Source organism: Vibrio mediterranei (genome assembly GCF_900088415.1).
Taxonomy (GTDB): domain Bacteria; phylum Pseudomonadota; class Gammaproteobacteria; order Enterobacterales; family Vibrionaceae; genus Vibrio; species Vibrio mediterranei.
This window is the reverse complement of sequence record NZ_FLLQ01000013.1, coordinates 95,154-119,352: the sequence shown is the minus strand read 5'-3', so window position 1 is coordinate 119,352 and position 24,199 is coordinate 95,154. Positions and strand designations below refer to the sequence as shown.

The 24,199-nt window shown below is 43.6% G+C and carries 22 protein-coding genes, 1 rRNA gene and 1 riboswitch; of the genes, 5 read left to right on the top strand and 18 right to left on the bottom strand.

The genetic code is table 11. From position 1 onward, the window contains the following. Nucleotides 1-117, bottom strand: a 16S ribosomal RNA gene (locus VME0621_RS24385); the annotation flags it as partial. A gap of 588 nt (nucleotides 118-705) precedes the next feature. Between VME0621_RS24385 and VME0621_RS24380 the strand changes: the two genes are divergently transcribed. Next, complete coding sequence (locus VME0621_RS24380) at nucleotides 706-1,161, top strand: RNA recognition motif domain-containing protein (RefSeq protein ID WP_038228750.1); 456 nt, start codon at nucleotides 706-708, stop codon at nucleotides 1,159-1,161. Here VME0621_RS24380 and murI read toward each other — a convergent pair. The 3 genes from murI to VME0621_RS24365 form a co-directional block, all read right to left on the bottom strand. Beyond that, nucleotides 1,115-1,915, bottom strand: coding sequence for a glutamate racemase (gene murI, locus VME0621_RS24375; RefSeq protein WP_038228749.1), 801 nt, complete (start codon nucleotides 1,913-1,915; stop codon nucleotides 1,115-1,117). The genes VME0621_RS24380 and murI overlap by 47 nt on opposite strands. Nucleotides 1,916-1,985: 70 nt before the next feature. Then, entirely contained in the window at nucleotides 1,986-2,657 is a 672-nt protein-coding gene (locus VME0621_RS24370) for a Dph6-related ATP pyrophosphatase (protein WP_062463737.1), read from the bottom strand. Between the two features lie 50 nt (nucleotides 2,658-2,707). Continuing rightward, the gene (locus VME0621_RS24365) at nucleotides 2,708-4,558 is read right to left on the bottom strand and encodes a TonB-dependent receptor domain-containing protein (RefSeq protein WP_062463738.1); all 1,851 of its coding nucleotides are present in this window, start codon (nucleotides 4,556-4,558) and stop codon (nucleotides 2,708-2,710) included. A 55-nt stretch (nucleotides 4,559-4,613) separates the two neighbouring features. Beyond that, nucleotides 4,614-4,823: riboswitch (cobalamin riboswitch) on the bottom strand. Nucleotides 4,824-4,977: 154 nt separating this feature from the next. On the opposite strand from VME0621_RS24365, the gene trmA reads away from it, so the two are divergent. Next, on the top strand, nucleotides 4,978-6,087 hold the full coding sequence (gene trmA / locus VME0621_RS24360; RefSeq protein ID WP_031493059.1) for a tRNA (uridine(54)-C5)-methyltransferase TrmA: 1,110 nt from the start codon (nucleotides 4,978-4,980) through the stop codon (nucleotides 6,085-6,087). Nucleotides 6,088-6,158: 71 nt separating this feature from the next. Here trmA and VME0621_RS24355 read toward each other — a convergent pair whose 3' ends face one another. After that, nucleotides 6,159-6,530 carry a YijD family membrane protein gene (locus tag VME0621_RS24355; RefSeq protein ID WP_006075523.1) on the bottom strand — a complete coding sequence of 124 codons (372 nt, stop codon included), beginning with the start codon at nucleotides 6,528-6,530 and terminating at the stop codon, nucleotides 6,159-6,161. Beyond that, the gene (gene fabR / locus VME0621_RS24350) at nucleotides 6,530-7,171 is read right to left on the bottom strand and encodes an HTH-type transcriptional repressor FabR (RefSeq protein WP_006075522.1); all 642 of its coding nucleotides are present in this window, start codon (nucleotides 7,169-7,171) and stop codon (nucleotides 6,530-6,532) included. Before fabR ends, VME0621_RS24355 begins: the two co-directional genes overlap by 1 nt. A gap of 395 nt (nucleotides 7,172-7,566) precedes the next feature. Between fabR and sthA the strand changes: the two genes are divergently transcribed. Next, nucleotides 7,567-8,967: a Si-specific NAD(P)(+) transhydrogenase gene (gene sthA, locus VME0621_RS24345; RefSeq protein WP_038228742.1), complete on the top strand. Its 1,401-nt coding sequence runs from the start codon at nucleotides 7,567-7,569 to the stop codon at nucleotides 8,965-8,967. A gap of 44 nt (nucleotides 8,968-9,011) precedes the next feature. Here sthA and dinF read toward each other — a convergent pair whose 3' ends face one another. From dinF to VME0621_RS24330, 3 genes are all read right to left on the bottom strand, one after another. Then, nucleotides 9,012-10,358, bottom strand: coding sequence for an MATE family efflux transporter DinF (gene dinF, locus VME0621_RS24340; RefSeq protein WP_062463740.1), 1,347 nt, complete (start codon nucleotides 10,356-10,358; stop codon nucleotides 9,012-9,014). A 95-nt stretch (nucleotides 10,359-10,453) separates the two neighbouring features. Next, nucleotides 10,454-11,266: a class I SAM-dependent methyltransferase gene (locus tag VME0621_RS24335; protein WP_038228738.1), complete on the bottom strand. Its 813-nt coding sequence runs from the start codon at nucleotides 11,264-11,266 to the stop codon at nucleotides 10,454-10,456. Nucleotides 11,267-12,018: 752 nt separating this feature from the next. Next, nucleotides 12,019-12,636 (bottom strand): c-type cytochrome, encoded by a 618-nt coding sequence (locus VME0621_RS24330; RefSeq protein ID WP_031493056.1) that lies wholly within the window; start codon nucleotides 12,634-12,636, stop codon nucleotides 12,019-12,021. A gap of 195 nt (nucleotides 12,637-12,831) precedes the next feature. On the opposite strand from VME0621_RS24330, the gene yihA reads away from it, so the two are divergent. Continuing rightward, nucleotides 12,832-13,491: a ribosome biogenesis GTP-binding protein YihA/YsxC gene (gene yihA / locus VME0621_RS24325; protein WP_031493055.1), complete on the top strand. Its 660-nt coding sequence runs from the start codon at nucleotides 12,832-12,834 to the stop codon at nucleotides 13,489-13,491. Nucleotides 13,492-13,892: 401 nt separating this feature from the next. On the opposite strand, the gene spfP is transcribed toward yihA, so the two are convergent. The 4 genes from spfP to hemB all read right to left on the bottom strand — a co-directional run bounded on the left by spfP (nucleotide 13,893) and on the right by hemB (nucleotide 19,142). Next, entirely contained in the window at nucleotides 13,893-13,940 is a 48-nt protein-coding gene (spfP, locus tag VME0621_RS27105; protein WP_438356636.1) for a small protein SpfP, read from the bottom strand. Between the two features lie 193 nt (nucleotides 13,941-14,133). After that, the gene (gene polA / locus VME0621_RS24320; protein WP_062463742.1) at nucleotides 14,134-16,932 is read right to left on the bottom strand and encodes a DNA polymerase I; all 2,799 of its coding nucleotides are present in this window, start codon (nucleotides 16,930-16,932) and stop codon (nucleotides 14,134-14,136) included. A gap of 651 nt (nucleotides 16,933-17,583) precedes the next feature. Then, nucleotides 17,584-18,012 carry a GNAT family N-acetyltransferase gene (locus VME0621_RS24315; protein ID WP_062463744.1) on the bottom strand — a complete coding sequence of 143 codons (429 nt, stop codon included), beginning with the start codon at nucleotides 18,010-18,012 and terminating at the stop codon, nucleotides 17,584-17,586. A gap of 92 nt (nucleotides 18,013-18,104) precedes the next feature. Beyond that, a complete protein-coding gene (hemB, locus tag VME0621_RS24310) occupies nucleotides 18,105-19,142 on the bottom strand; it encodes a porphobilinogen synthase (RefSeq protein ID WP_006072195.1) in 1,038 nt (345 codons plus the stop codon). Nucleotides 19,143-19,284: 142 nt separating this feature from the next. Here hemB and VME0621_RS24305 point away from each other — a divergent pair, with 142 nt between their 5' ends. Next, nucleotides 19,285-20,046: a TatD family hydrolase gene (locus tag VME0621_RS24305; protein ID WP_062463746.1), complete on the top strand. Its 762-nt coding sequence runs from the start codon at nucleotides 19,285-19,287 to the stop codon at nucleotides 20,044-20,046. 318 nt (nucleotides 20,047-20,364) lie between these two features. On the opposite strand, the gene tatC is transcribed toward VME0621_RS24305, so the two are convergent. From tatC to VME0621_RS24280, 5 genes are all read right to left on the bottom strand, one after another. Then, a complete protein-coding gene (gene tatC, locus VME0621_RS24300) occupies nucleotides 20,365-21,120 on the bottom strand; it encodes a twin-arginine translocase subunit TatC (protein ID WP_038228730.1) in 756 nt (251 codons plus the stop codon). 82 nt (nucleotides 21,121-21,202) lie between these two features. After that, complete coding sequence (tatB, locus tag VME0621_RS24295; RefSeq protein WP_062462574.1) at nucleotides 21,203-21,604, bottom strand: Sec-independent protein translocase protein TatB; 402 nt, start codon at nucleotides 21,602-21,604, stop codon at nucleotides 21,203-21,205. 3 nt (nucleotides 21,605-21,607) lie between these two features. Then, nucleotides 21,608-21,862, bottom strand: a complete 255-nt coding sequence (tatA, locus tag VME0621_RS24290) for a Sec-independent protein translocase subunit TatA (RefSeq protein ID WP_006072188.1) — start codon at nucleotides 21,860-21,862, stop codon at nucleotides 21,608-21,610. 54 nt (nucleotides 21,863-21,916) lie between these two features. Next, nucleotides 21,917-23,551, bottom strand: a complete 1,635-nt coding sequence (gene ubiB / locus VME0621_RS24285) for a ubiquinone biosynthesis regulatory protein kinase UbiB (RefSeq protein WP_062462577.1) — start codon at nucleotides 23,549-23,551, stop codon at nucleotides 21,917-21,919. Then, entirely contained in the window at nucleotides 23,548-24,192 is a 645-nt protein-coding gene (locus VME0621_RS24280) for a ubiquinone biosynthesis accessory factor UbiJ (RefSeq protein ID WP_006072185.1), read from the bottom strand. The genes ubiB and VME0621_RS24280 overlap by 4 nt, the downstream gene beginning before the upstream one ends. Nucleotides 24,193-24,199: the final 7 nt, after the last annotated feature.

The following is a 24,199-nucleotide window of genomic DNA, read 5'->3' as shown; positions in this document are numbered from 1 at the left end:
CGCCGCTCGACGCCGTTAACGTCACCCGAAGGGTCAGTTAACTCGTTTCCGCTCGACTTGCATGTGTTAGGCCTGCCGCCAGCGTTCAATCTGAGCCATGATCAAACTCTTCAATTTAAGATTTTGTCGGCTCAATGAATACTGACTTTAAACTACCTTAGTAATCTAAAGCTATTATCGTTCCAACAGAACGATAATGAATTGACTGTGCCAAGTCTTTCGACTTGATTGGTCACTCAGTTCATTGAAAACCTAATTTGAAACCGAAGTTTCTAATTTGATTATCATCAACGAGTGCCCACACAGATTGATAGGTCTATATTTTTAAAGAACATTTTCTAACTCTCAAGCCGCTTCGCGTCTCGTCGTTAGGGGTGCGTATCTTACGCTTCCCGTTTTGAGAGTCAAGCGTTTTTTTCAAACTTTCTTTTCTCTCTCAACCGACTCCGCTTTGTGACTTTCGTCTCACTCCGTGTCGGTGAGGCGGCATTATAGAGATCACTCAAACTATGACAAGTGTTTTTTTGGATTTATTTTCCGTTCGCACAAAAAGCCATCGATAAGGTGTTTTTTCGATAAAAATTCAACATTTGAAATACATCACACCAATTAATTGGAAAAATCACACTCAACTACGTAATATTCTTATATCTATTTGTTAACGATAGATGCCATTATTCGTAAATAAAAAAGTAGTACTTTAATATGGACTCCAATAAATCTCTTTTTCTGGTAGTAGCGATTGCTATATTAGGCGGTATTGTATTTTCTCAATTCGCTGACGTACCACCAGCTGTTGCTTTTGTTATCGGTGTAGTAGCCACCTTTTTTGTTGTTAAGTTTTCTACTGCTTCACCAGCACCATCTGCAGAAACTACAAAGTCGACCAAAACTCTCTACGTCGGCAATCTTCCTTATAAAGCAAATGAATCTCACGTAAAGGAGCTCTTTGCTGAGCACGGTGAAGTATTTGCCGTTAGGTTAATGAAGGATAAGCGCACAGGTAAACGACGTGGGTTTGGTTTTGTTGTGATGGCAAGCTCCGATGCAAAAGCGGCAATCAAAGCTCTAAATGAAAAGGATTATATGCAACGTACTTTGAAAGTGCGTATTGCTAATGATCCGAAGCACCCTGAATCGGCAACAACTGAACAGGAGTAAAACAGAGTTGTCGTAATGTTTTATTTAGTGCTTCTTCTTCAAAAGGAGGAGCACTACTAAACGCCTCCATGGTTCCTTGACCCAAAGATGCCTCTTCTATCTCCAATAGACTTTCAACTCTTCTTGCAATTGCGGCTCCTGAATCAACTAATTCAACACAGTCTCCCAATACCAATGCTATTTCTTCCCTAATAAGAGGAAAGTGGGTACAGCCTAAGACTGCTACATCAATTTTTCCTTTAATCGGAGAAAGTATGAGTTCCAACTCCTGAAGGTCGACCTGCTCATTCCTCAGCTTTTGCTCTGCCATTTCAACTAATCGACTATCACCTATCAGCTTTACTTCTTTATCAGTAGCAAAGTTACGAATTAAGTCATGAGTATATTGGCGAGTAATCGTTGCTGGTGTAGCAATCAAGCCAACTGCTGTTTTAGAGAGTAGTGAAGCTGGCTTAATGGCAGGGACGACGCCAACCACAGGAATGTCTATTCGTTTTCTTAAATGAGGGAGCACAATAGTACTGGCCGTATTGCAAGCAATAACAACAATATCGACCGCTTTGCGCCGCATCATTTGTTGTATCAATGTACAGGTGCGGTTTACTAGTGTTTCCGGTGCCAATTCACCGTAGGGATAAGCCTCATTGTCGAATAGATAGATATAGTTTTCTTGAGGTAAGCGTTGGACTATTTCTTTAAATACAGAAAGTCCACCCACACCAGAGTCAAATATTAGTATATTTTTTCGATTCATTGATTAACGTATCACGCTCACTACTAACCTGTTCGCCAACATAATACTCATAACCCTATTGTCGGTAAACTTATCCGCGAAGTTCTGACTCAACGCTGTATCTTAGATGACTGAATCTCGGCGCTGTCTCAATTTCAATCTGTTGAATGGAAATAGGGTGACTAAAGTACCTCGAATTACAGACTAAGGTATGGAATTCCCCATCTTCTCCACAAGGGTCAACATTATTAGGTAATTCTTGAATAAGCTCGTCGGTATAAACTTTTCCACAGAATGTTTCCGAAAGCACATTTCTATCGACGGTAACCAACACTGTCTCAATCCCTCTGGCAATGATCTCCTGTGCAAGCTTTGCGCTACTTTCACCAACCAAAGGAAAAACCGCTTCTAGCCCCGCTGGTTCGACATAGCTTTTTCTATATTCAACAATTCCATTACAGAACATGTCACCAAATGCTATCCCATCTACTGCCAAGCCAGAAGATTTTATCCCCTCAATAACGAGCGCTTGGTAAACATCGTTAGGTGGGAAAACTTCTGGTAGCTCTATCGTTACCAATGGCATCCCTAACCTATCTGCTTGCAATTGAACGACTTCTAATGGGGTTACTTGAAATGGAACCTCACCTTTGACATGAGTAGTGTAAAGACCAACGACATTATAATCTGTAGATTCCATTAGTCGTTCGAATGTAAGGGTTGAATCTTTGCCAGATGACCAACTGATGATGATGTTTTTCATTTAGGACTACCTATTAAAAAGCGCCTCTTAATTGGAGGCGCTGTTTGCTATTAGAACTGATACATGGCATTCACGTAGTAATTACGTTCTGGTGTTTTATAGCCACTCACCGTTTCATACTCTTCATCGAATAAGTTGCCAACTTTCGCACCTAGACTTAGGCCGTTATCAAAGTAGTAGGTGCCGGCAATATCAACTAACGAATAAGGGTCTAATACTTGAGTATTGGCTGCATCATTATAGCGTTTCCCTTGATATAGGTAGCTCAGCTCGAATCTCCAAGAGGCAATATTATATGAGGCATTCCACTTCCCGCTATTGCGAGCTCGTCTTACTAAGTCCTTACCAGTACTTTCATCTTTAGCATCTAGATAGTCGTACGACACCTCATGCTCAATCGCTCCGGTATCAAAACGAGTTACTAGTTCAATACCTTCAATCTTAGCTTTGTTGATATTGACGTTCGTTGAACCATTACTGGCAATCATCTTATCCACATTGCTGCGATAAGCGCCTAATCTAAATCCTAATAAAGCAAACTCACCCTCTAAAGCAATTTCAGAGGTAGCTGACTCTTCAGGGACCAGATTTGGATTACCTTCATAACAGCCCCATGGACCACACTCTTTAGGCCAATACAGTTCATTAAAAGTAGGTGCCTTAAATGCTGTTCCATGCATGGCTACAACCTTTAATTGCTCTGTGACATTCACACCACCACCTAACTGGTAAGTGGTGTAGTTTCCATAGGCACTATTGTCATCATGTCGAACATTAGCTTCTAGTGATAAGCGCTCTTGATTGTAGAGTGCACCTAAGAAGACGGCTCCATTGTCTCGAGTGTCTTTAGTCATAGCTTTAGTTGTGTTATCAACTTTATCTTTGTACCAATCAATGCCGCCCAAGAAACTCAATTCATCATTGATTTTTACGTTGTTATTCCAGTTCACCGCAACGCGGTTGGTCGAAATAGTCCCTTCTGGCGCGCCTTGACCATAAGATTTCGCTTTATCTTGATTCGTCGTCAGTGTCAGCGACGAATCAAAGTTATTACGCATATAGTCACCAGCAACACTAAAACTGTACAAATCACTATCCGACTTATCTACGCCAGTCCAAGGGTTATCAAATTCAGTATTATGTTTTTGGTAATAACCATTGGCCTTTAGTTGCCAGTTTTGATCCAATCGTTTACCCATATCGAGGACTAGATATTGACTGGTATAGCCATCGTCATCTGCATCTATTGGATTAGTGCTGGTCGGTTGGACATTGTAGCCATTACTAGACTGATGAGTGGCTGTCAGATTGAGCCATCCATTCTCCGCATCACCTAACGATAATGTTCCACCAAGGTTGTAACTTCCAAAGCTTCCCGCTCCAGCTTTAACTCTACTTGGAGAGCCATTTTTATTAGTGGTGATAATATTAACCACACCACTTACCGCATCAGAACCATATACCGCAGCACGGGCACCACGGATAATTTCGATACGTTGCACACCATCAAGAGGAATGGCCGACAGATTCGCAGCACCTGTTGTTGCACTCCCAATTCGAACACCGTTGATTAATACCAAAGTGTTCTTACTAGAGCGACCTCGAATGTACAGTTCGGCATTTTGACCAATGCCACCTTGGTTTGCGATCTGTACGCCTGGTAAACGTCGTAATATCTCAGAAACTGATTTGGCTTGAATAGCGTCAATTTGCTCACGATCAACAACTTCAATTGGAGCAAGAACATCTTTAAGTTGCTGTTCAACACGGTTCGCTGTCACGACCATGGTTTCATTTGCGAGTTTGCTTTGTTCACTTGGGTTCGTTGCTTCTGCCAGTGAAAAAGAAGCATAAGAAGAGAGCGATGCAGCCACTGCTATCGCCAAAAATGATTTGTTCATTTGTTATGTTGTCCTAAATCGCGTAAGTCCTACCAAGCTAGCGTTGTTGTTGGTTAACGAAGCTTGGCTGCTGGCAGGTATTCGGACTCAAGAGCGTAAGGATCACAGTGAACCTAAACCTACTGCCTCGACTTCCCGCAACTCGTACAGTGTCATTTGAGGGGTCGTTCTCTTTTACCGCTGCGCGTCAGTTCTGGATTTACACCAGATTCCCTTTTCAGTGAGATTCCTTTGTCATTCTCACACCAGCTAGGCGGAATGGTATTAACAACATGGTAATTTGTCTATAACAGATTGAACTAAGCTATAGATATCCAGCCATATTGAGAGACAATTCCGGGAAAAACTGGACAACGACGGGAGATTGAATAAAATCTGCCCTCCTTTTAAAAACTCATTACCGACGATAGGCAACCACAATGGCAAATCTCGACTTCACACCAGAAGGCTACCAAATTCAGCTCGACGAAAAATCTCAACGATTGATCGATATGATGGCGCCTTATTCTGCTCCTGAACTCGAAGTATTTACTTCTCCAGAGAAGCACTATCGCATGCGTGCAGAATTCCGCGTTTGGCACGAAGGAGAGGACATGTATTACATCATGTTCAATCAAGAAACGCGTGAAAAGTACCGCGTGGACCAATTTCCAGCAGCAAGCCGCCTCATCAACGATTTGATGCCATTGCTTATGGATGCAATGAAAGGTAATGACGTTCTGCGTAAGAAGCTATTCCAAGTTGACTTTCTTTCTACACTCAGCGGTGAAATTTTGGTTTCGTTGCTGTATCACCGTCAATTAGATGATGCTTGGAAAGCAGAAGCAAAAGCCCTTAAGCAACGCCTTAATGATGAAGGGTTCAAACTCAACCTCATTGGCCGTGCTCGTAAAATGAAAATCGTCTTAGACCAAGACTATGTACTAGAAACCTTGCACGTAAATGGTCAGCCTTATCACTACCAACAAGTAGAGAATAGCTTCACCCAGCCAAATGGTCCCGTGGCTCAGAAAATGCTGGAATGGGCGGTGGACTGTACCCAAGAAAGCAAAGGTGACTTGCTGGAGCTTTACTGCGGTAATGGCAACTTTTCACTTGCATTGGCGCAAAACTTTGAACGCGTTCTCGCGACAGAGTTAGCCAAGCCTTCAGTTGACTCGGCACAATTCAATATCGCTGAAAACAAGATTGATAATGTACAAATTATTCGTATGTCTGCTGAAGAATTCACTGAAGCGATGGAAGGAAAGCGTGAATTTCGCCGTCTACAGCAACAGAATGTCGATTTGAAAAGCTATAACTGCAACACGATTTTTGTCGACCCACCGCGCGCAGGTATGGATATTGATACATGTAAAATGGTGCAAGGTTACCAACGTATTCTGTATATTTCGTGCAACCCAGAAACACTGAAAGACAATTTAGATGTATTGAGTGAAACTCACACTATTACTCGATTTGCGCTGTTCGACCAGTTCCCGTTTACTCATCACATCGAAGCCGGTGTGTTGTTAGAACGTAAAGCGTAATCCGCCACAGCGTAAACAAAAAAACGAGCCCAAGCGGCTCGTTTTTTATTCGCGGACATTAATAATGCCTATTAGGCTTCTTTCATAATGTAGCCAAGTTTCTTACCAATCCAAAACAGTAGAACCAATACAACGATGATCGCGAAGAAGTTGGAGCCGGCATCTGGATACTGGGCCTTAGTGAAAGCCGAATGACCAAATGCGCCAACAAAAAACGCAGCCAAACCTACCATCGGGAAGTCTTCTGGAATTGGGTTCTTTAGGTACTCTTGATATAGAGCTTGAACAGATAGAACAAGAGCTATCAGAGGAAAAATAGAGAATGCAACTTCGCTAACAGTTAGCCAAGACAACATTGCATTACCACACATACCAGCAATCAGCGCTAGCACTAGAGTTTTCTTACCGCTATTACGGCTTTCGGAGGATACTTCATTGGACATTAGTTCAACCCTTCTTTTTGACGGTTTCTTTCACGTTCTTTGCGATACCAGTGTGCGCCTTTGGCAACTATCCTAAGTTGGACAATTAACCTTTCTGCCAGTTCATATCTTTCTTTCTTATTAAGATCGAGTGCTTCAGCACCAGAACTGAATACCAAGATAACCGAAGCTTCAGCTTGAGCGATCGCTTCATCACGGTCCATGCCCGTGCTCACAAGGTATTCGGTTAATTCTGCTGAAAAATGCTGGATCTCACGAGCGACTGCGGCTCGAAAGTCAAATGATGTACCCGAACGCTCTCGCAACAATAAGCGAAAAACGTTAGGACTACTTTCAATGAACTCCATAAAGGTTTCAACCGAAGTACGAATCACACTGCCTTCTTTGACAATACGTTGGCGCGCTTGTCGCATCAATTGTCTCAGCAACAAGCCTCCTTCATCTACCATGGTGAGTCCCAATTCATCCATGTCTTTGAAGTGACGATAAAAGGACGTTGGTGCAATACCAGCCTCTCGTGCCACTTCGCGTAAACTCAAATTTGAAAAGCTGCGATCAGCACTTAACTGGCTAAAAGCAGCATCGATCAATGAACGACGCGTTTTCTCTTTTTGTTGTGCACGGATACCCATTGATTTCATGTTTTACCTAGGTTTACTTGTTGACTACCATTCATACGGTAATTGAGGGAGTGCTGGTAATATAGCGCGAATAGCCTGTTTGTATAAGCCTATGCAAAAGGATTTTTAATAAAACACTTTGTAAGTCTCACTTCACTTTGCAACTCAACATATTCTATAAAATTGGCGGCATACAAAGGCTAAACCACGTAAGGTATCGCAACTTAAGACAAATCTCGTGATCTTTCACACCCTATCACGGCAACTTGGTTTACCAAGGTTAATAATCCGTTAGAATCTCGCTAACAAGAATTTAAGCAATGTTAACGCCGCAATGCCTGCTGTTGTGCCTAAATAGGCAAGCCTAACTGGAGGTCTTTTGCGTGATGCAGTTAGGTACAACGAGGATATACACTATGAGTCGCTCCAAACATTTTGATGCCATCGTGATAGGAAGTGGACCCGGTGGTGAAGGTGCTGCTATGGGACTGACTAAAGCAGGGCTGAACGTTGCCATCATAGAAAAAGAAAGCAGCGTTGGTGGTGGATGTACTCACTGGGGTACTATCCCATCAAAGGCGCTCAGACATGCGGTCAGCCGTATTATCGAGTTCAACAGCAACCCACTGTTCTGTGGCAATAACACCAGCCTCCACTCTACCTTCTCTAATATTCTTGGTCATGCCAAAACCGTGATAGATAAGCAAACTCGACTGCGCCAAGGGTTCTATGACCGAAATGAGTGTACGTTACTGTTTGGCACGGCTCGCTTCGTCGATTCAAATACTCTGGAAGTCACGAAAACCGACGGCACCGTCGATACCTACACGGCCGATAAATTTGTTATCGCGACAGGCTCTAGACCTTATCGACCAGACGATGTTGACTTTACCCATCCTCGTATCTACGACAGCGACTCTATTTTGTCACTAGAACATGACCCAAGACACATCATTATTTACGGTGCGGGGGTTATTGGTTGCGAATACGCCTCGATCTTCCGTGGCTTAGATGTCAAAACAGACCTTATCAATACTCGCGAGCGTCTGCTGGCATTTTTAGATAATGAAATGTCTGACTCACTGTCGTACCACTTCTGGAACAGCGGCATGATGATTCGTAATGATGAAACCTACGCCAAAATAGAAGGGACCGAAGACGGCGTCATTATTCATCTGAACTCAGGGAAGAAAATGCGCGCTGACTGCCTACTGTATGCGAATGGCCGAACGGGTAATACTGACGCGTTGAACTTATCTGCAGTAGGCCTAAGTGCTGATTCTCGTGGGCAACTGAAAGTCGATAGTAACTATCAAACCGACGTTGACCACGTGTATGCCGTGGGTGATGTGATTGGTTACCCTAGCTTGGCAAGTGCAGCTTATGACCAAGGCCGTTTCGTCGCCCAAGCCATCACGCAAGGTGAAGCAGACGGTAAACTGATTGAAGACATTCCAACAGGTATCTACACCATTCCAGAAATCAGTTCAGTAGGTAAAACAGAGCAAGAACTTACCGAAGCAAAAGTCCCTTACGAAGTAGGGCGTTCATCGTTTAAACATCTTGCTCGAGCTCAGATTGCTGGCAAAGACGTAGGAAGCTTGAAGATTTTGTTCCATCGCGAAACCAAAGAAATCTTAGGTATCCACTGTTTCGGTGAGCGTGCTGCGGAAATCATCCACATCGGCCAAGCGATAATGGAGCAAAAAGGCGAAGCAAATACCATCGAGTACTTTGTTAACACTACCTTTAACTATCCAACCATGGCTGAAGCCTACCGCGTAGCGGCGCTTAATGGTTTGAATCGCTTATTCTAGTGTTTAACGAAAGTATAAAAAAGGCGGCTTGATAGCCGCCCTTTTTATGCTTCGAGGAAGGTTTTGCTGCGCCATTGATGCAAAAAGATCATAGCTAACCCAAAGCCCCTCATTCCCATAAAACTCAGCATGGCTAACCAAAGTGCATGGTTACCCATTCCACTTGTTATGTAGAAAATGGCAAAGAAGCTACAGGTCGCAACAAACATACTGTTTCTCATATCTCGACCTTTGGTGGCCCCAATAAAGATGCCATCAAACAAGAAACACCACATAGACACCAAAGGCATAGCAATCAACCAAGGTAAGAACAGCATCGCTTGTTGCTGGACATCGGGAATACTGGTAATTAAACCAATCAAACTACTGCCCCACACCATAAAGACCACTGTCAGACCACTACAAATAATCAAGCTCCAGAAGAAGGTAGCAAGCAGCGACTCGGTCAGTGCCGTTCGACTCTTTGCACCGATCGCCTTACCGACCATGGCTTCCATCGCATAAGCAAAACCATCCATGCCATAAGAGATGATCATTAAAAAGCTCATCAACACAGCGTTAGCAGCCACAATGTCATCACCAAAAGCCGCACCTTGGAAGGTCATAAAGCTAAACGTCGCTTGTAGGCAAAGAGAGCGTAAGAAAATATCTCGGTTCAGTTTTACAAAACGACCAATATCATTTGCGACACCGGACAGCAATGAGCGTATAGCAGGCAACTGACGATGACTCCAAGTGCGCCATACGCACCAAAGTCCGAAAGCACAACCCGAGTAATCGGCGATCACGGATGCTAACGCCGCCCCTTCGACTTTCCAGCCTAAGCCGATGACAAATAGAACATCAAGCACAATATTGACAACATTGGTGATGATTACCATCCACATCGGTGCTTTGGCATTTTGTGTGCCTAGTAACCAACCCAGTAGTACAAAGTTGAGTAGTGACGCAGGCGCACTCCAAGCACGAATCGAAAAATACTGGTGACCATAATATTTCACATCCTCACTAGCACTACTCAATGAGAAGACAAGGTCGGCGATGACGCTATGCAGCAATAAAAATACCAACGCAAAGCCCAACGCCATCAGTGTTCCCTGCAGAAATACTAAGGCGAGCTGCCGATTATCCTGAGCACCATAAGATTGAGCTGTCAGCCCAGTTGTCGACATTCGAAGAAAGCCGAGTAACCAAAAGGTCACACTGATCATCGTGCTACCGAGTGCCACGCCACCGAGATACCAAGAATGCTCTAAATGACCAATAACTGCGGCATCCACTAACCCCAGAAGCGGCACGGTAATATTCGAAATCACCATGGGAATGGCTAATAGCAAGACACGGCGATGAAGTTCAATATTAGACAGAATAGAGAAATATTGTCGAAACACACTGACCCCAAAAACAACACCACCATAGAAACTATGGTGGTGGTTAAAAAATAGTTGGGGCTATAGTAGCGTTAATTGACCCTAGGTTCCTACTCCTACCATTCAACATTGATCACGTTCGGTGTTAATCGATGCTTATAGAGTGGCAGCTTGGCGATAATACGTTGCCACTTAGACCAGCGCTGACAATGTTGGTCGATGGGTGAAAGGAGTGACACTTTATGAATCCACGGCAACCAATTCAGCAATTTCTGAGTTGGGCGGCGCAGACCATGTTGATAACGCTCGCCTCCCATTCTTTTCCCCAAACGAGAAGTCGTCAAATCACCAGCCAACACCACACACGCCTGAGCATGTTGAAAATAGCAACCGATCGATTGGATAAAGTGTGCAATGCGATTTTCTCTTCTTTCAAGTAGTGCTTGCTCACAAACCACCAGTACAGGTCTGTCATTTGGAACCGATAAAGATTGTAGCCAGCTCATATCATCAATAGATCCGCACCTTAATTGATAACGTTCACTCTTATGGAACAATCGTTGTCGCCAAACAAGATGTTCATTGGTATCCACTTCAACCCAATGACAACGGCCGTTATCAAGGCGATAGAATCGGGTATCGAGCCGAGCTCCAACGTTGATAACCCAGCCATCAGGGTTGGTTTCGAGAAAGCGTTTTACTTGAAGATCACAAATTTGTGTCAGAGTGGCATGGAGAAGCTGACTTTGATCTACATTACCGGTGAGACAATCGGGAGCGAGATGACAGCGACGGCAAGCATGAGCTGCAATAGGGTCATAAATAATGCCATCATCTAATAGGCTTTCGCGACTTCGAAACCAAAGAGGTCGAAGCAACTTAGTTGGCACATCAAAATGCTCTGACTCACGACTCGTTTGATTTTTCATTTCCCACCCTCCGAAAGAGTGCAAATGATAATCGATATCAATTGACTTCACAAGACAAATGATAACTAATGTCATTTATCTTGTGAGCAAACGTAAAAAAAGCGACAGGAAGACCTGTCGCTTTCTATCGCCATACGGCGAAACTGTTAGCATCTTTTGATGCTTCACAAATATCCGTTTGTTATTTGTGCTTCCACTGCTAATTCTTGTTTGTCATCATCCTGATGCGTTTTCGCGTTCCCTAGCAAAGCCATTTGCGCGAGTTCTTCCTAAACCCTGTCCGTTTAAGTTCTCATCCTGAGAAAAGTTGACCATCCTTATCCGCCTGTACTCCTAGTACAAGCCAATCCGTTGTGTTTCTTCTAACCTTCCTAGTTAGACATCCTTGAAAACCATCTTGGTCTGAAATCCCTGTGTCTACTTCCTGTCGACAAGGAACAATTTACCCGAGCGAGGATTGAAAACAACCTGCAGAGCTCTTTTTTCATGTTGCCTTTACAGAAGAATGAATAAAAAACATTAATTTCAAATACTTAAATGTAGTTATTGGCAATTTAGTGACAGCAAGTATGGCAAATATCTCACAACCTCATCAGCCAAGTAGAACAATGAGAGCAACACGCTTAACGAGCAATTAGTGAGATAAGTCACCAAAAACAACAATGCCCCTTCATTCGAAGGGGCATTGTTCGCTCGGTTTGGCGTAAAGAAACTATTGTTGGGCTGCTAAGTTGTTGCAACGTTGAATTGGATTAGTGAAGACCGCCTACATACTTAGATAGGGTGTCGATATCGTCATCATTCAGCTTCTTAGCGATATCACGCATCATAGCGTTCATATCGTTAGCACGGTCACCACTGCGGAATTTCTCTAACTGAGCTTTAACATATTCAGCGTGTTGACCAGAAATTTTAGGAAAACCAGAAAGTTCTGTACCGTTACCACGAGGGCCGTGACAAGCAATACAAGCTGTAATACCACGTTCTGCATCACCAGCCATGTAAAGTACTTTACCTTGGTCAACGACATTCTCAGGGGTACTGTTTGGTGCTAGAGGCATTGAAGAGTAATACGCAGCAAGATCCGCCATATCTTGCTCAGATAGCGGCATTGCCATACCACTCATCACAGGATCGTAACGACCTTGTTTACCACTACTCGTCATACCGAGTTTCAGATCTTTTAGTTGTTTTTCAATATATTTGGCGTGTTGACCAGCAATGCTAGGGTACATGGTTAACTGACTGTTACCATCAGCTCCGTGACACGCAACACAGGTTTGGGATTTTGCTTTACCAGCTTCAATATCGCCTTGGGCCCATACTGAGCAGCTGACTACAAGACTCAAGATTAGCGCTAATTTTTTCATGACATTCCATTATAATTATCAAGCTTCCAGTACCACTACACGCCTCGCGAAACCCAACAGAATGGTGCCAAAAGGACAAAGTGAGGTAACACGGGCAATTAATACCGTTCATGGTACAATGTGTGGCCATATGCCGAGCACGGTTATTTTACACAATTTCACAAAAAAGTAATCAATCGACTACACAAAGTCGAGATGGAGTTAACAGTGAGCGTAAAAATTCATTATCAAAACACGCATTTCATAACAAGTGCACCTGATATTCGTCACTTGCCAGAAGATGAAGGAATCGAAATCGCGTTTGCAGGACGCTCCAATGCAGGTAAATCGAGTTCACTAAACCGTCTAACGAACCAAAGAGCTCTGGCTAAAACCAGTAAAACTCCAGGCCGTACTCAACTTATTAACTTATTTAAGGTTGATGAAGGTTGTCATATCGTTGACTTACCAGGATACGGCTTTGCTCAAGTACCCCTAGAAATGAAAAAGAAATGGCAAAAGTCACTGGGAGAGTACTTACAGAAGCGCAAATGTTTAAAAGGTCTTGTGGTCCTAATGGACATCAGACACCCAATGAAAGATCTCGACCAACAGCTTATTCAATGGGCGGTAGAATCTCATATTCCAGTACAAGTGCTACTGACTAAAGCAGACAAACTAAAGAGTGGTGCTCGTAAAGCGCAAGTGCTTAAAATTCGTGAAGCTGCACTGGCCTTTGGTGGCGATGTTCAAGTAGATGCGTTCTCTTCTTTGAAAGGAATTGGTGTCGACCAACTGCGTAGCAAACTTGATACTTGGTTTGCTCCAGCATTTGAAATGTTAGAAGACGATATCAACGACGATATCGAAGAGTAAGCCTTCAGAAACAAAACGCCCCGCCATCCTGGCAGGGCAATGGGAGAGAGAAGATTTAGTTATTGTTTGCAAAAAGAATCTATCAAGTCCGTTGATAATTCAATTGCCTACCACGCAAAATGTGAGCTAGTCTTCTCTACCACTCCAAATCCCTCTCGTAACAAAACCCACCTTAATCTTTACCTTTCAGATAGTTACACCTGAATTATAAACATCTAAATATGGCTTAGTTCTATGTGTAAATTATCAATACTGTGAAGGTCGTTAAATTACAAACTGGATGGTAAATGGGCGTCAAAACAGAAGAAAAATGACAAGGTGTCTAAGAGATGATGCGGTAGGGGAATTTTCTTTGCCACAAGAAAAAACGCCCCAGTCAAATACTGACTGGGGCGGCTGAATCAGCCTAATCCAATAACGTGAAACAAAAGGTCTGAAAGATAGAACATCTTACCTCTGTACCCTACGCGTTCTAATGTACAACAACTGATCAGAAAATGAAACCGTTTTTGTAGTTTTTTTTCATGAAAGTTTTGTTAATAGACATAACTGTTTTAGATATAAAAACTTTTTTAATGACAAAAAAAAGCCAACGACTGTGCGCTGGCTCATGTTAATTTGCTCAAATTGCTCAAAAATTGTCTAGTGAGCCTGATCCCAGTTGTCACCGTGACCAGCTTCCGCAACCAATGGAACATCAAGCTCTGCTGCTGATTCCATCAATTTTTGTATTTTACTTTCAATTTCGCTCAAAGATGACGATTCCACTTCAAATACCAGTTCATCGTGTACTTGCATAAGAAGCTTAACCTTACCCTCGCCTTCCGCTTGCACCCACTCATCAACGAGTAACATCGCTTTCTTGATGATATCTGCAGCAGTACCTTGCATAGGCGCGTTGATCGCCGCTCGCTCCGCTGCTTTACGACGCATACCATTACGCGATTTGATTTCTGGTAGATGTAGGCGACGACCAAAGATGGTTTCCACGTAACCTTTTTCAGCCGCCAACGAGCGCGTGTCTTCCATGTACTGCATCACACCTGGATAACGCTCAAAATAGGTATCCATATATTGTTGCGCTTCACCACGAGAAATACCTAACTGCTTAGATAAGCCAAATGCACTCATGCCATAGATAAGACCAAAGTTAATCGCTTTTGCACGGCGACGTTGTTCACTGGTCACCTGCTCAATATCGACACCAATGATCTCTGCCGCCGTTGCCGCGTGGATATCTTTACCATTTTTGAACGCATCCAATAGCGCTTTGTCACCAGACAGATGGGCCATAATTCGCAGTTCAATTTGAGAATAGTCGACAGCAAGAATCTTCCATCCATGCGGCGCAATAAACGCTTGTCGAATACGGCGTCCTTCTTCATTACGAATTGGAATATTCTGCAAGTTTGGATCAGTCGACGACAAACGGCCAGTCGCCGTTACGGCTTGGTGGTATGACGTATGAACACGGCCTGTTTCTGGATTGATCATCTTAGGAAGCTTGTCAGTATAAGTCGACTTCAGTTTAGCCAAGCCACGATATTCCAAAATCAGCTTTGGTAATGGATAGTCTAGCGCTAGCTCTTGTAGCACTTCTTCATTAGTAGAAGGCGCACCGGATGGCGTCTTTTTGATTACAGGTAAGCCCATCTTCTCAAAGAAAATGGTTTGAAGCTGTTTTGGCGAGCTTAAGTTGAACTCTTGTCCGGCAATCTCAAACGCCTTTTGCTCCAGCTCATCCAGTCTTGCTGCAATTTCCTGAGACTGCGCGCCTAACAACATATCATCAATCAGTACCCCCGTACGTTCAATACGAGAAAGAACTGGCACCAGTGGTACTTCAATATCTTGGTAAATACGATTCAGCGCTTCATTTTTCTCAAGCTCTGCATTCAAACGCTGATGGAGTCGGAAGGTCACGTCAGCATCTTCTGCAGCATAAGGCGATGCTTGCTCAAGATCGATCTGGTTAAAAGTGAGCTGCGCTTTACCTTTACCTGCAATTTGTTCGAAAGAGATACAGCTATGTTGCAAGAAACGCAGAGCAAGGCTATCCATATCATGCTTGCCTCCAACACTGTTATAGACATAAGACGCTAGCATAGTGTCAAATTTGATGCCTTTAAGCTCAATATCGTAACGAGCTAATACGCTGGCATCGTATTTTAGGTTTTGCCCAACCTTAGCAATAGCATCATCTTCTAATAGCGGTTTCAACTGCTCTAAAACCCACTGACGATCAAGCTGCTCAGGCGCGCCAATATAGTCGTGAGCTACAGGGACATATGCCGCCACCCCTTCTTCAATCGCAAATGACAGACCAACAAGGTTCGCCACCATATAATCTAGGCTGTCGGTTTCAGTATCAAAAGCGATAACAGGAGCAGATTTCAGTTTCTCTAACCAGCTGTTAAAGCTCTCTTCAGTCAGGATGGTTTCATAGGCACTGCGATCAATGGTGACTTGTGACGTGTCCATCTCAGATTGTTCGTCACTTTGAGATGCACTGGTGGTTTTTCTTGCTGCGCTCTCCACTGCTTCAACTTGACCAGTACCACCTTCAAGTAGCTCATTTAACCATGACTTAAAGGTAAGCTGACCGTACAGTTTAGTCAGTTCATCCACGTTCGGTTGCTGCTTTAAAAGAGACTCTGGCGTGCAGTCTAATTCGACATCAAGCTTAATCGTCGCTAACTCATAAGACAAAACTGCATTATCTTTATGCTCTGTAAGTTTCTTAGCCATGGTTTTAGAACCACGGAAACCGAGCGGTGCGATATCATCTAAGCGTTCATAAAGATCTTTGATCCCACCAATGCCTTGAAGCAATGCCGTCGCGGTTTTATCGCCGACGCCAGGGACACCTGGAATGTTATCCACTTTATCGCCCATTAGAGCAAGATAATCGATGATAAGCTCTGGTGGAATACCAAACTTCTCTACCACACCTTCTCGATCCATCACTACGTTGGTCATGGTGTTGATCAGCGTAACATTATCATCCACAAGCTGAGCCATATCTTTATCGCCAGTACTAATAAGCACAGGCATACCTGCTTGTGATGCTTGATGTGCCAGCGTACCGATAACGTCATCCGCTTCCACGCCAGGTACACAGATCAATGGCAGACCCATTGCTTTAATCACATTATGCAGAGGCTCAATCTGACATCTCAAATCATCAGGCATTGGAGGACGGTTGGCCTTGTATTCCGGATACATATCATCACGGAAAGTTTTACCTTTCGCATCAAACACCACCGCAATTCGCTCAGAAGCAAATTGACGCATCATGCTTCTCAGCATGTTCACTACACCGTAAACCGCATTGGTTGGTATTTCACCATTGCTCATCGTTTCTGGGTAGGCGTGGAAAGCTCGGTAAAGATAGGAAGATCCATCAATGAGAATCAGTGGGTTGTCTGGTATATGAGCCATGTCTAATTATCCAAGATTGCAGGTTATAAGCTATAAGAATGCCACGTCTCATTACACTATGCCACGACCTTTCACTGGCTATATACACAGCTTAAGAATAATATTGGCGATTATGGCATCACTTTCTGTGGATAAGTCTGTTTATATAGTTGTTTTAAATCGAAGTGGATAACTAAAAAAGAACAAAAACTTTATAATAAGCCTTTGTTTTATATGTAAATATATTCAGATCTACATGTATAACTATGATCCTTTCAGGATCAAGCCATGTGGAAAACCTTCTTTTACAGAAAGCAATCGTTGCAGAATTATGTTCTATTTATAACCGCTCAAATAATGCTCAATCACTAGGCAGAAAAAAAGCGACATCAAGGATGTCGCCTAGCAAAAATAGGAGGAGGTTATCTCATTATCTGAGTACATCTAACCGACCAAAAAGCTATAAATACACTGGAAGCAATGTGAGCAATGTCGTGTCAAAAAGAACCAAGCTTGATTGAAATCTGGTCACTAGTGCGACTGAAGTAATCAGAACCTTTTTCCTTAGTACTAGTTAATAGTAATCATTCTCATTTAAATCGTCAACAACTAATTGAGAATTTTTCTCATTAAATTTTTATCACCATCAGCCATCTTCCATTTGTTTATATTTTACAGATACTTAATAAAGTTAATTCTGGTTTCAATCACTAACGGCTTCGGCTCACAGTCATAGATAAAGTATCCATTTTTTATCAGCAGCCTTAACATGGATGGAAACTGATTACGCGATTTAACCGTAATGTGTTGGTAACCTTGTTGCTTCGCCCAGCATTCTTGGTGCTCCATCAGAACTTGAGCAACACCCTGTTGTCTTGCCACAGGAGAGACTCCGCCGAACCAGCTGTAAAAATTAACCTCATCAATCTGATAGCCAATTTTAAAGCCCAGCAAAACTCCTGCTTTTTCTGCCACTAATATCAGGTGCTTGTGGCCATTCAAGCGTGCTTGCAGGCTTTCGATAGTTTCTTTGTGAGCAAATTCCTCGATAAGTTCAACGATACTCACCACCTCTTCAAGCGTTCCTTCACGAACCAACATATCATTCACTCCTAACTGTTATCGGCAAAACTAAAAAAGCCGGTTTATACAACCGGCTTTTCACACTCAAGAATATCGCTAATCTAAGCTAACTATTTCAAGAAGGTCTTTGCTTGACCATTTTCTTCAGCTAACCACTCCGCGACATCTTTAGCAAAGTAAGTAAGAATACCATCTGCGCCAGCACGCTTGAAGCAAAGCAAAGACTCTAAGACTGTCTCACGCTCTTTCAACCAGCCATTTTGAATCGCAGCTTTGTGCATCGCATATTCACCAGACACTTGATAAGCAAAAGTCGGCACTTGTAGCTCACTTCGTACGCGACGCACTACATCCAAATAAGGCATACCTGGCTTCACCATCACCATATCTGCGCCTTCATTGATGTCCATTGCTACTTCATGCAAGGCTTCATCACTGTTAGCTGGATCCATTTGGTAGTTTTTCTTATTACCGCCCTTCAAGTTCGATGCAGAACCAACCGCATCTCGGAATGGACCATAGTAATTTGACGCGTATTTTGCAGAGTAAGCCATGATTTGCGTGTGAATATAGCCAGCTTCTTCAAGCGCTTCACGAATTCGACCAATACGTCCATCCATCATGTCAGACGGAGCAACTACGTCCGCACCAGCCTCTGCATGAGATAGCGCCTGTTTGACTAGCACTTCTGTCGTCTCATCATTTTGCACGTAGCCGTCTTCATCGATGATGCCATCTTGACCATGCGTGGTAAACGGGTCGAGCGCCACATCGGTAATCACACCCATTTGGGGTACATTCTGTTTTAGTAGGCGCACTGCACGTTGCACCAAACCTTCTGGGTTGTGTGCTTCAGCTGCACAAAGACTTTTCGCGTCTTGAGTGACGACTGGGAAAAGAGCAATGGCAGGAACGCCAAGCTGAGCCAAATATTCCGCTTCTTCCAGCATCAAGTCTATAGATAGACGCTCAATACCCGGCATAGAATCTACCGTCTCTCTGCGGTTTTTCCCCATAAGAATAAACATTGGATAGATCAAATCATCCACCGACACTTTATTCTCCGCCATCAAACGTCGGCTGAAATCATGCTTGCGCATACGGCGCATACGTCGTGCTGGGAATTGACCTTGAATCGATACAGACACCTTTCTCTCCTTGTCTGGACAAATGCGAAAACCAAGCATATCACTCTTGTTTCATCATGCTAGTAGTAAAATTGGAAAATGCTAAATCAGAAACGATATACTCAACCTATTATTTGATCAGTGAAACTACAATGACGCGACTATGATAGATACACACGCTCACATCTACGCTACAGAATTTGATAACGATCGCGACGAGGTCGTACAACGAGCTCGCGCTGCAGGCATCGAACATATCCTGTTACCCAACATTGATTTAGAGTCTATTGAGCCCATGCTGGCCACCGAAGCCGCCTACCCAGAGGTGTGTCGCTCAATGATGGGACTTCACCCTTGCTACGTGGATGGCGACGTCGAGCAGACCTTAAAAACCATTTACTCTTGGTTTGATAAGCACAACTTTATCGCCGTTGGTGAAATAGGCATAGATCTATATTGGGACAAGACCTATAAAGCGGAACAAGAACGCGCTTTTATTACCCAGCTAAACTGGGCGAAAGAGCTCGACTTGCCAGTTGTTGTTCATACCCGAGATTCAATTGAAGAAACCCTAGCTCTGCTAAAAGGTGAGCAAGATGGCAACCTTTCTGGCGTATTCCATTGTTTTGGCGGTAACTTGGATGAAGCCAAAGCCATAAATGACCTCGGCTTTCATCTCGGTCTTGGCGGCGTATCAACGTTCAAAAACTCCGGTATGGACAAAGTGATTCCAGAATTAGACTTAGACTGGGTGATTCTTGAGACAGATTGTCCTTACCTAGCGCCCGTCCCACATCGTGGTAAACGAAATGAACCAGCTTACACTGAGTTAGTCTTAAAGCGTATCGCAGACGTTCGAACTATGAGCGAACAGCAGATCTTGGACATCACTACACAAAATGCTAAATCACTATTTAGATTGTAAGTTTTTGTTTATTCATATCAAACTGTGATATTCCTCCAATTTTGATATGGTGTAGTTGCATATCAAGGAGTAGAATACGTGACCGTACTATATGCCAATGATTTGATAATAAAAAAGGCATATTCCCTAATACCAAGAACCTGGGGAGGTCGCTTATGTGTAAACATGGAAATTTACTACAACGACAAAAACGTACGCTATGGCAAAAGCTTAGGGGCATAAAAGAGATCTACGTATGCTCAAGGTGTGGACATATCGTCACGGTGAAATAAAAAATAGCGGCCAAAGTAGCCGCTATTTTTTATTGTTTTTGAATGGTTATGCGTCTTCTGCTTCAGACTCTTCCTCGTCATCTTTGCGAGTATAAAATCTTGCAAAGAACAACCCGACTTCAAACAGCAAACACATAGGTATGGCGAGCAAGGTTTGAGAAATCATATCTGGTGGCGTCAGCATCATACCGACAACAAACGCACCAACAACAATGTATGGTCGCTTCTGTTTGAGACTCTCTACCGACGTCGCACCTGTCCAACACAATAAGATAATCGCGACAGGCACTTCAAACGCGATACCAAACGCCAAGAAGAGTGCAAGTACAAAGTCAAGATAGCTCGAAATGTCCGTCGCAAATTCCACCCCACCTAAGGAAATGGCAGTAAAGAAGCCAAACACTAGTGGGAATACGACAAAGTACGCAAATGCCACGCCACAGTAAAACAACAGCGAGCTTGAGAACATCAATGGCATCACCAGCCGTCTTTCATGCTTATACAAACCGGGGGCAACAAACGCCCAGACTTGATAAAGGATGAAAGGAACCGCAATAAAGATGGACGCAATGAGCGTCAATTTCAGTGGCGTAAAAAATGGCGAAGCAACGTCAGTTGCTATCATCGTTGCACCTTCAGGTAGTCGTTCTACCAAAGGCTTAGAAACGAAATCGTATATATCGCCGGAGAAATAAACCAAAGCCAGAAAAACCACTAACACAGCCGCAATCGCTCGCAGTAGTCGATTTCTTAGCTCAAGCAGGTGACTAATCAAAGGCTGTGTCTGTTCGACGCTAGACATGAAAACCTCGAATAAAATAAAAGTGCTAAGAGAAGGTTTATCTCATTGGCACTTTCGGAATGAAAACGATAAGGGCTGAAGCTCAGCCCTTATTAAGATTTTTTTCTGGAGACTCATTCTCAACAGGCTTTGCCACTTCAGCAGCAGGTGCTTCTGCACTGGCTTCCGATGTCGACGCTTTTGGTTTGTCACTCGCATAAGGACGAGTCACCTCTTGCGCGGCCTGTTTCAGTTCCTCCACCGAACTTTTCAGTTCAGGAGAGAGGTCTTCCATGCCCATTTTCTCAGCTTTTTTCAGGTTCTCTTGAAGCTCTTGCACCTTGAGTTCGTGTGAAAGCTCATCTTTGACATTATTTGCCATAGCCTTCGCAGAGCTGATAAAACGAGAAACACTTCGGATTGCAGTTGGCAGACGTTCTGGTCCTAGAACGACTAGACCAACTACTGAAATGAGTACCAGTTCCCAAAAACCGATATCAAACACGAATTATGCCTGCTCTTTATCTTTCTTCGCTTCTGTCGATGCGTCTGCTGTTTGCTTTTGCTCGATGTTCTTTGGCTCAAAATCAGCGTCTTTCGTGTCTGATTTCGCCGTTGTGTTGTCATCTTCACTCATGGCTTTCTTAAAGCCTTTTACCGCACCACCAAGATCGCCACCGATACCGCGTAATTTCTTAGTACCAAATAGCAAAACAACGATCACGGCAATAATAAGAAGTTGCCAAATACTAATACCACCCATTCTTTCTACCTCGGGTCTTGATTAACAAATAAAAAATTAATACGAGTTTATCGCTTAACGTCTGTAAGTACGCCAACTTAACAGCCAAAATGTGATACCAACAGCGCCTGACAATGCAGATAACTGCTGATATGGCCCTCCCAGTAATATGGCAGAGCATACGATTAAAGTTGCACCAACGCCAAACAAAAATTTACCTGTACCTTGTTGCCGTTTTGTTTCACGGTATCCTTGATACAGCATGTCCATGCGTTGATTCATAGCCTTACCTTGTTTAAGGCTATCGTACAGCAACTCTGGTAGTTCCGGTAACTTTTCTGCCCAAAACGGAGCGCGTTCTTTAATTCCGTTTATAACAGCTTGCGGCCCTACTTGGTTCGCCATCCATTTTTCTAAAAATGGTTTCGCCGTCTCCCATAAGTCTAGCTGCGGATAGAGCTGTCTGCCTAACCCCTCAACATAAAGCAAAGTCTTTTGCAGTAAGACAAGCTGGGGCTGTACTTCCATATTGAACCGGCGCGCGGTATTAAATAGATTCAGTAACACATGGCCGAAAGAGATTTCGCACAAAGGTTTGGCGAAAATTGGCTCACACACCATGCGAATAGCAAACTCAAATTCATCAACGTTAGTATCGGTTGGCACCCAACCGGAGTCGACATGCAACTCAGCTACCTTACGATAGTCACGGTTAAAGAAAGCAAGGAAGTTTTCCGCCAGATAACGTTTATCTTCGCTATTTAACGTGCCCACAATGCCGCAATCTAAACCAATCCAAAGTGGATTCTCTGGGTGCTCATAGCTAACAAACACATTGCCTGGATGCATATCGGCATGGAAAAAGCTGTCACGAAACACCTGAGTAAAGAATACACTCACACCACGTTCCGCTAACAGCTTCATATTGGTGCCATTCGCTTCAAGTGTCGGAATATCAGATACTTGAATACCGTAGATTCGCTCAGAAACCATTAAGCTTTCGCTACTAAAGTCCGGCATAACCTCAGGAACATAAAGCTCTTCACTGCCTTCGAAGTTGCGACGCAATTGAATTGCATTGGCCGCTTCACGTCTTAAATCAAGCTCATCCAATAAGGTCTTTTCGTATTCGCGCACCACTTCAACAGGTTTTAACCTGCGAGCGTCCGGTAGAGCTTTCGACACTATCCTAGCCATGCGATACATCAGCTTAAGATCTGCATCAATGACAGGGCGAATATCTGGACGAATCACCTTCAAGACAACTTCTTGCCCAGAGTCTTTCAGCTTAGCAGTGTGAACCTGAGCAATTGAGGCCGATGCCAAAGGCTCAATATCAAAATCATCAAACCATTGTTCAATAGGGCCACCGAGAGCCAGTTCCATTTGCGACTTAGCTAAGTGTCCATCAAATGGCGACACTTGGTCTTGAAGTAGCGCAAGTTGATCAGCAATATGCGGAGGGAATAGATCCCGACGCGTTGACATCATTTGACCAAACTTAATCCATACTGGACCCAACTCTTGCAGTGCCAACCTAAGCCTTTCACCAAGCGGCTTGTCTGGATGTTTATTCTTCATCCAGAACAAAGATTTGCGCGCTAGCAACGGTGCTTTGGTGAGCTGATGCGTGGGCATCAACTCATCTAAGCCGTACTCAAGCTGAACCTTTATGATTCGATAAAGACGTTTGATTTCACTTGGAGTCATGCGCGCTCCGCCGATGCATCATTAGAATCATCGCTTGATGTCGCTTCAATTAAACGCTCCAAACGCACACTCAATCTATCTGCTTGGCTACGCACTTCATCAACGTCGTCACAAAATGCTGCTACCGCTAACGGTGGCGGAGCAATTTTCCACTCTTCCGTTAATACTTGACCAAAGTGGTCTTGGTGCTTTGCAGCTTGTGATGCGAAGAAAGAAAAGAGCCCTTTCGCTCCTTGGACCGCAGTATGTGCCACCACATCACCAGTTACACGGGATAACCACTCTTCTAGATCTGGTTTGCAATCGGTTAGCAGAGCAGAAAACTTCTGAGCCAGCTGAATGTCGCCTTCCAATTGCAACTTATCCTGTTTGATAAGCTTGGTGATATTCGCCTGCTCTTTTAGTTCAGGAAGTACCGAAAGGTTTAAAGATAAATAACAGTCCGGCTCACCCTCATAATTGGAAAGAACATCCAACTGATGACTAAACACAAAAGTGAGTGACTTATTAAACTCACGCAAATGAACTTGAATAATCTGACCTTTAAGACGTGCAACGCGCTTAACCAACGCATCGTCATCTTTGATTAAGGTATTGAGCGTGGTTTCCACCACCGCGGTGACTAATGGGTCAAAGGGCATAGCTCAG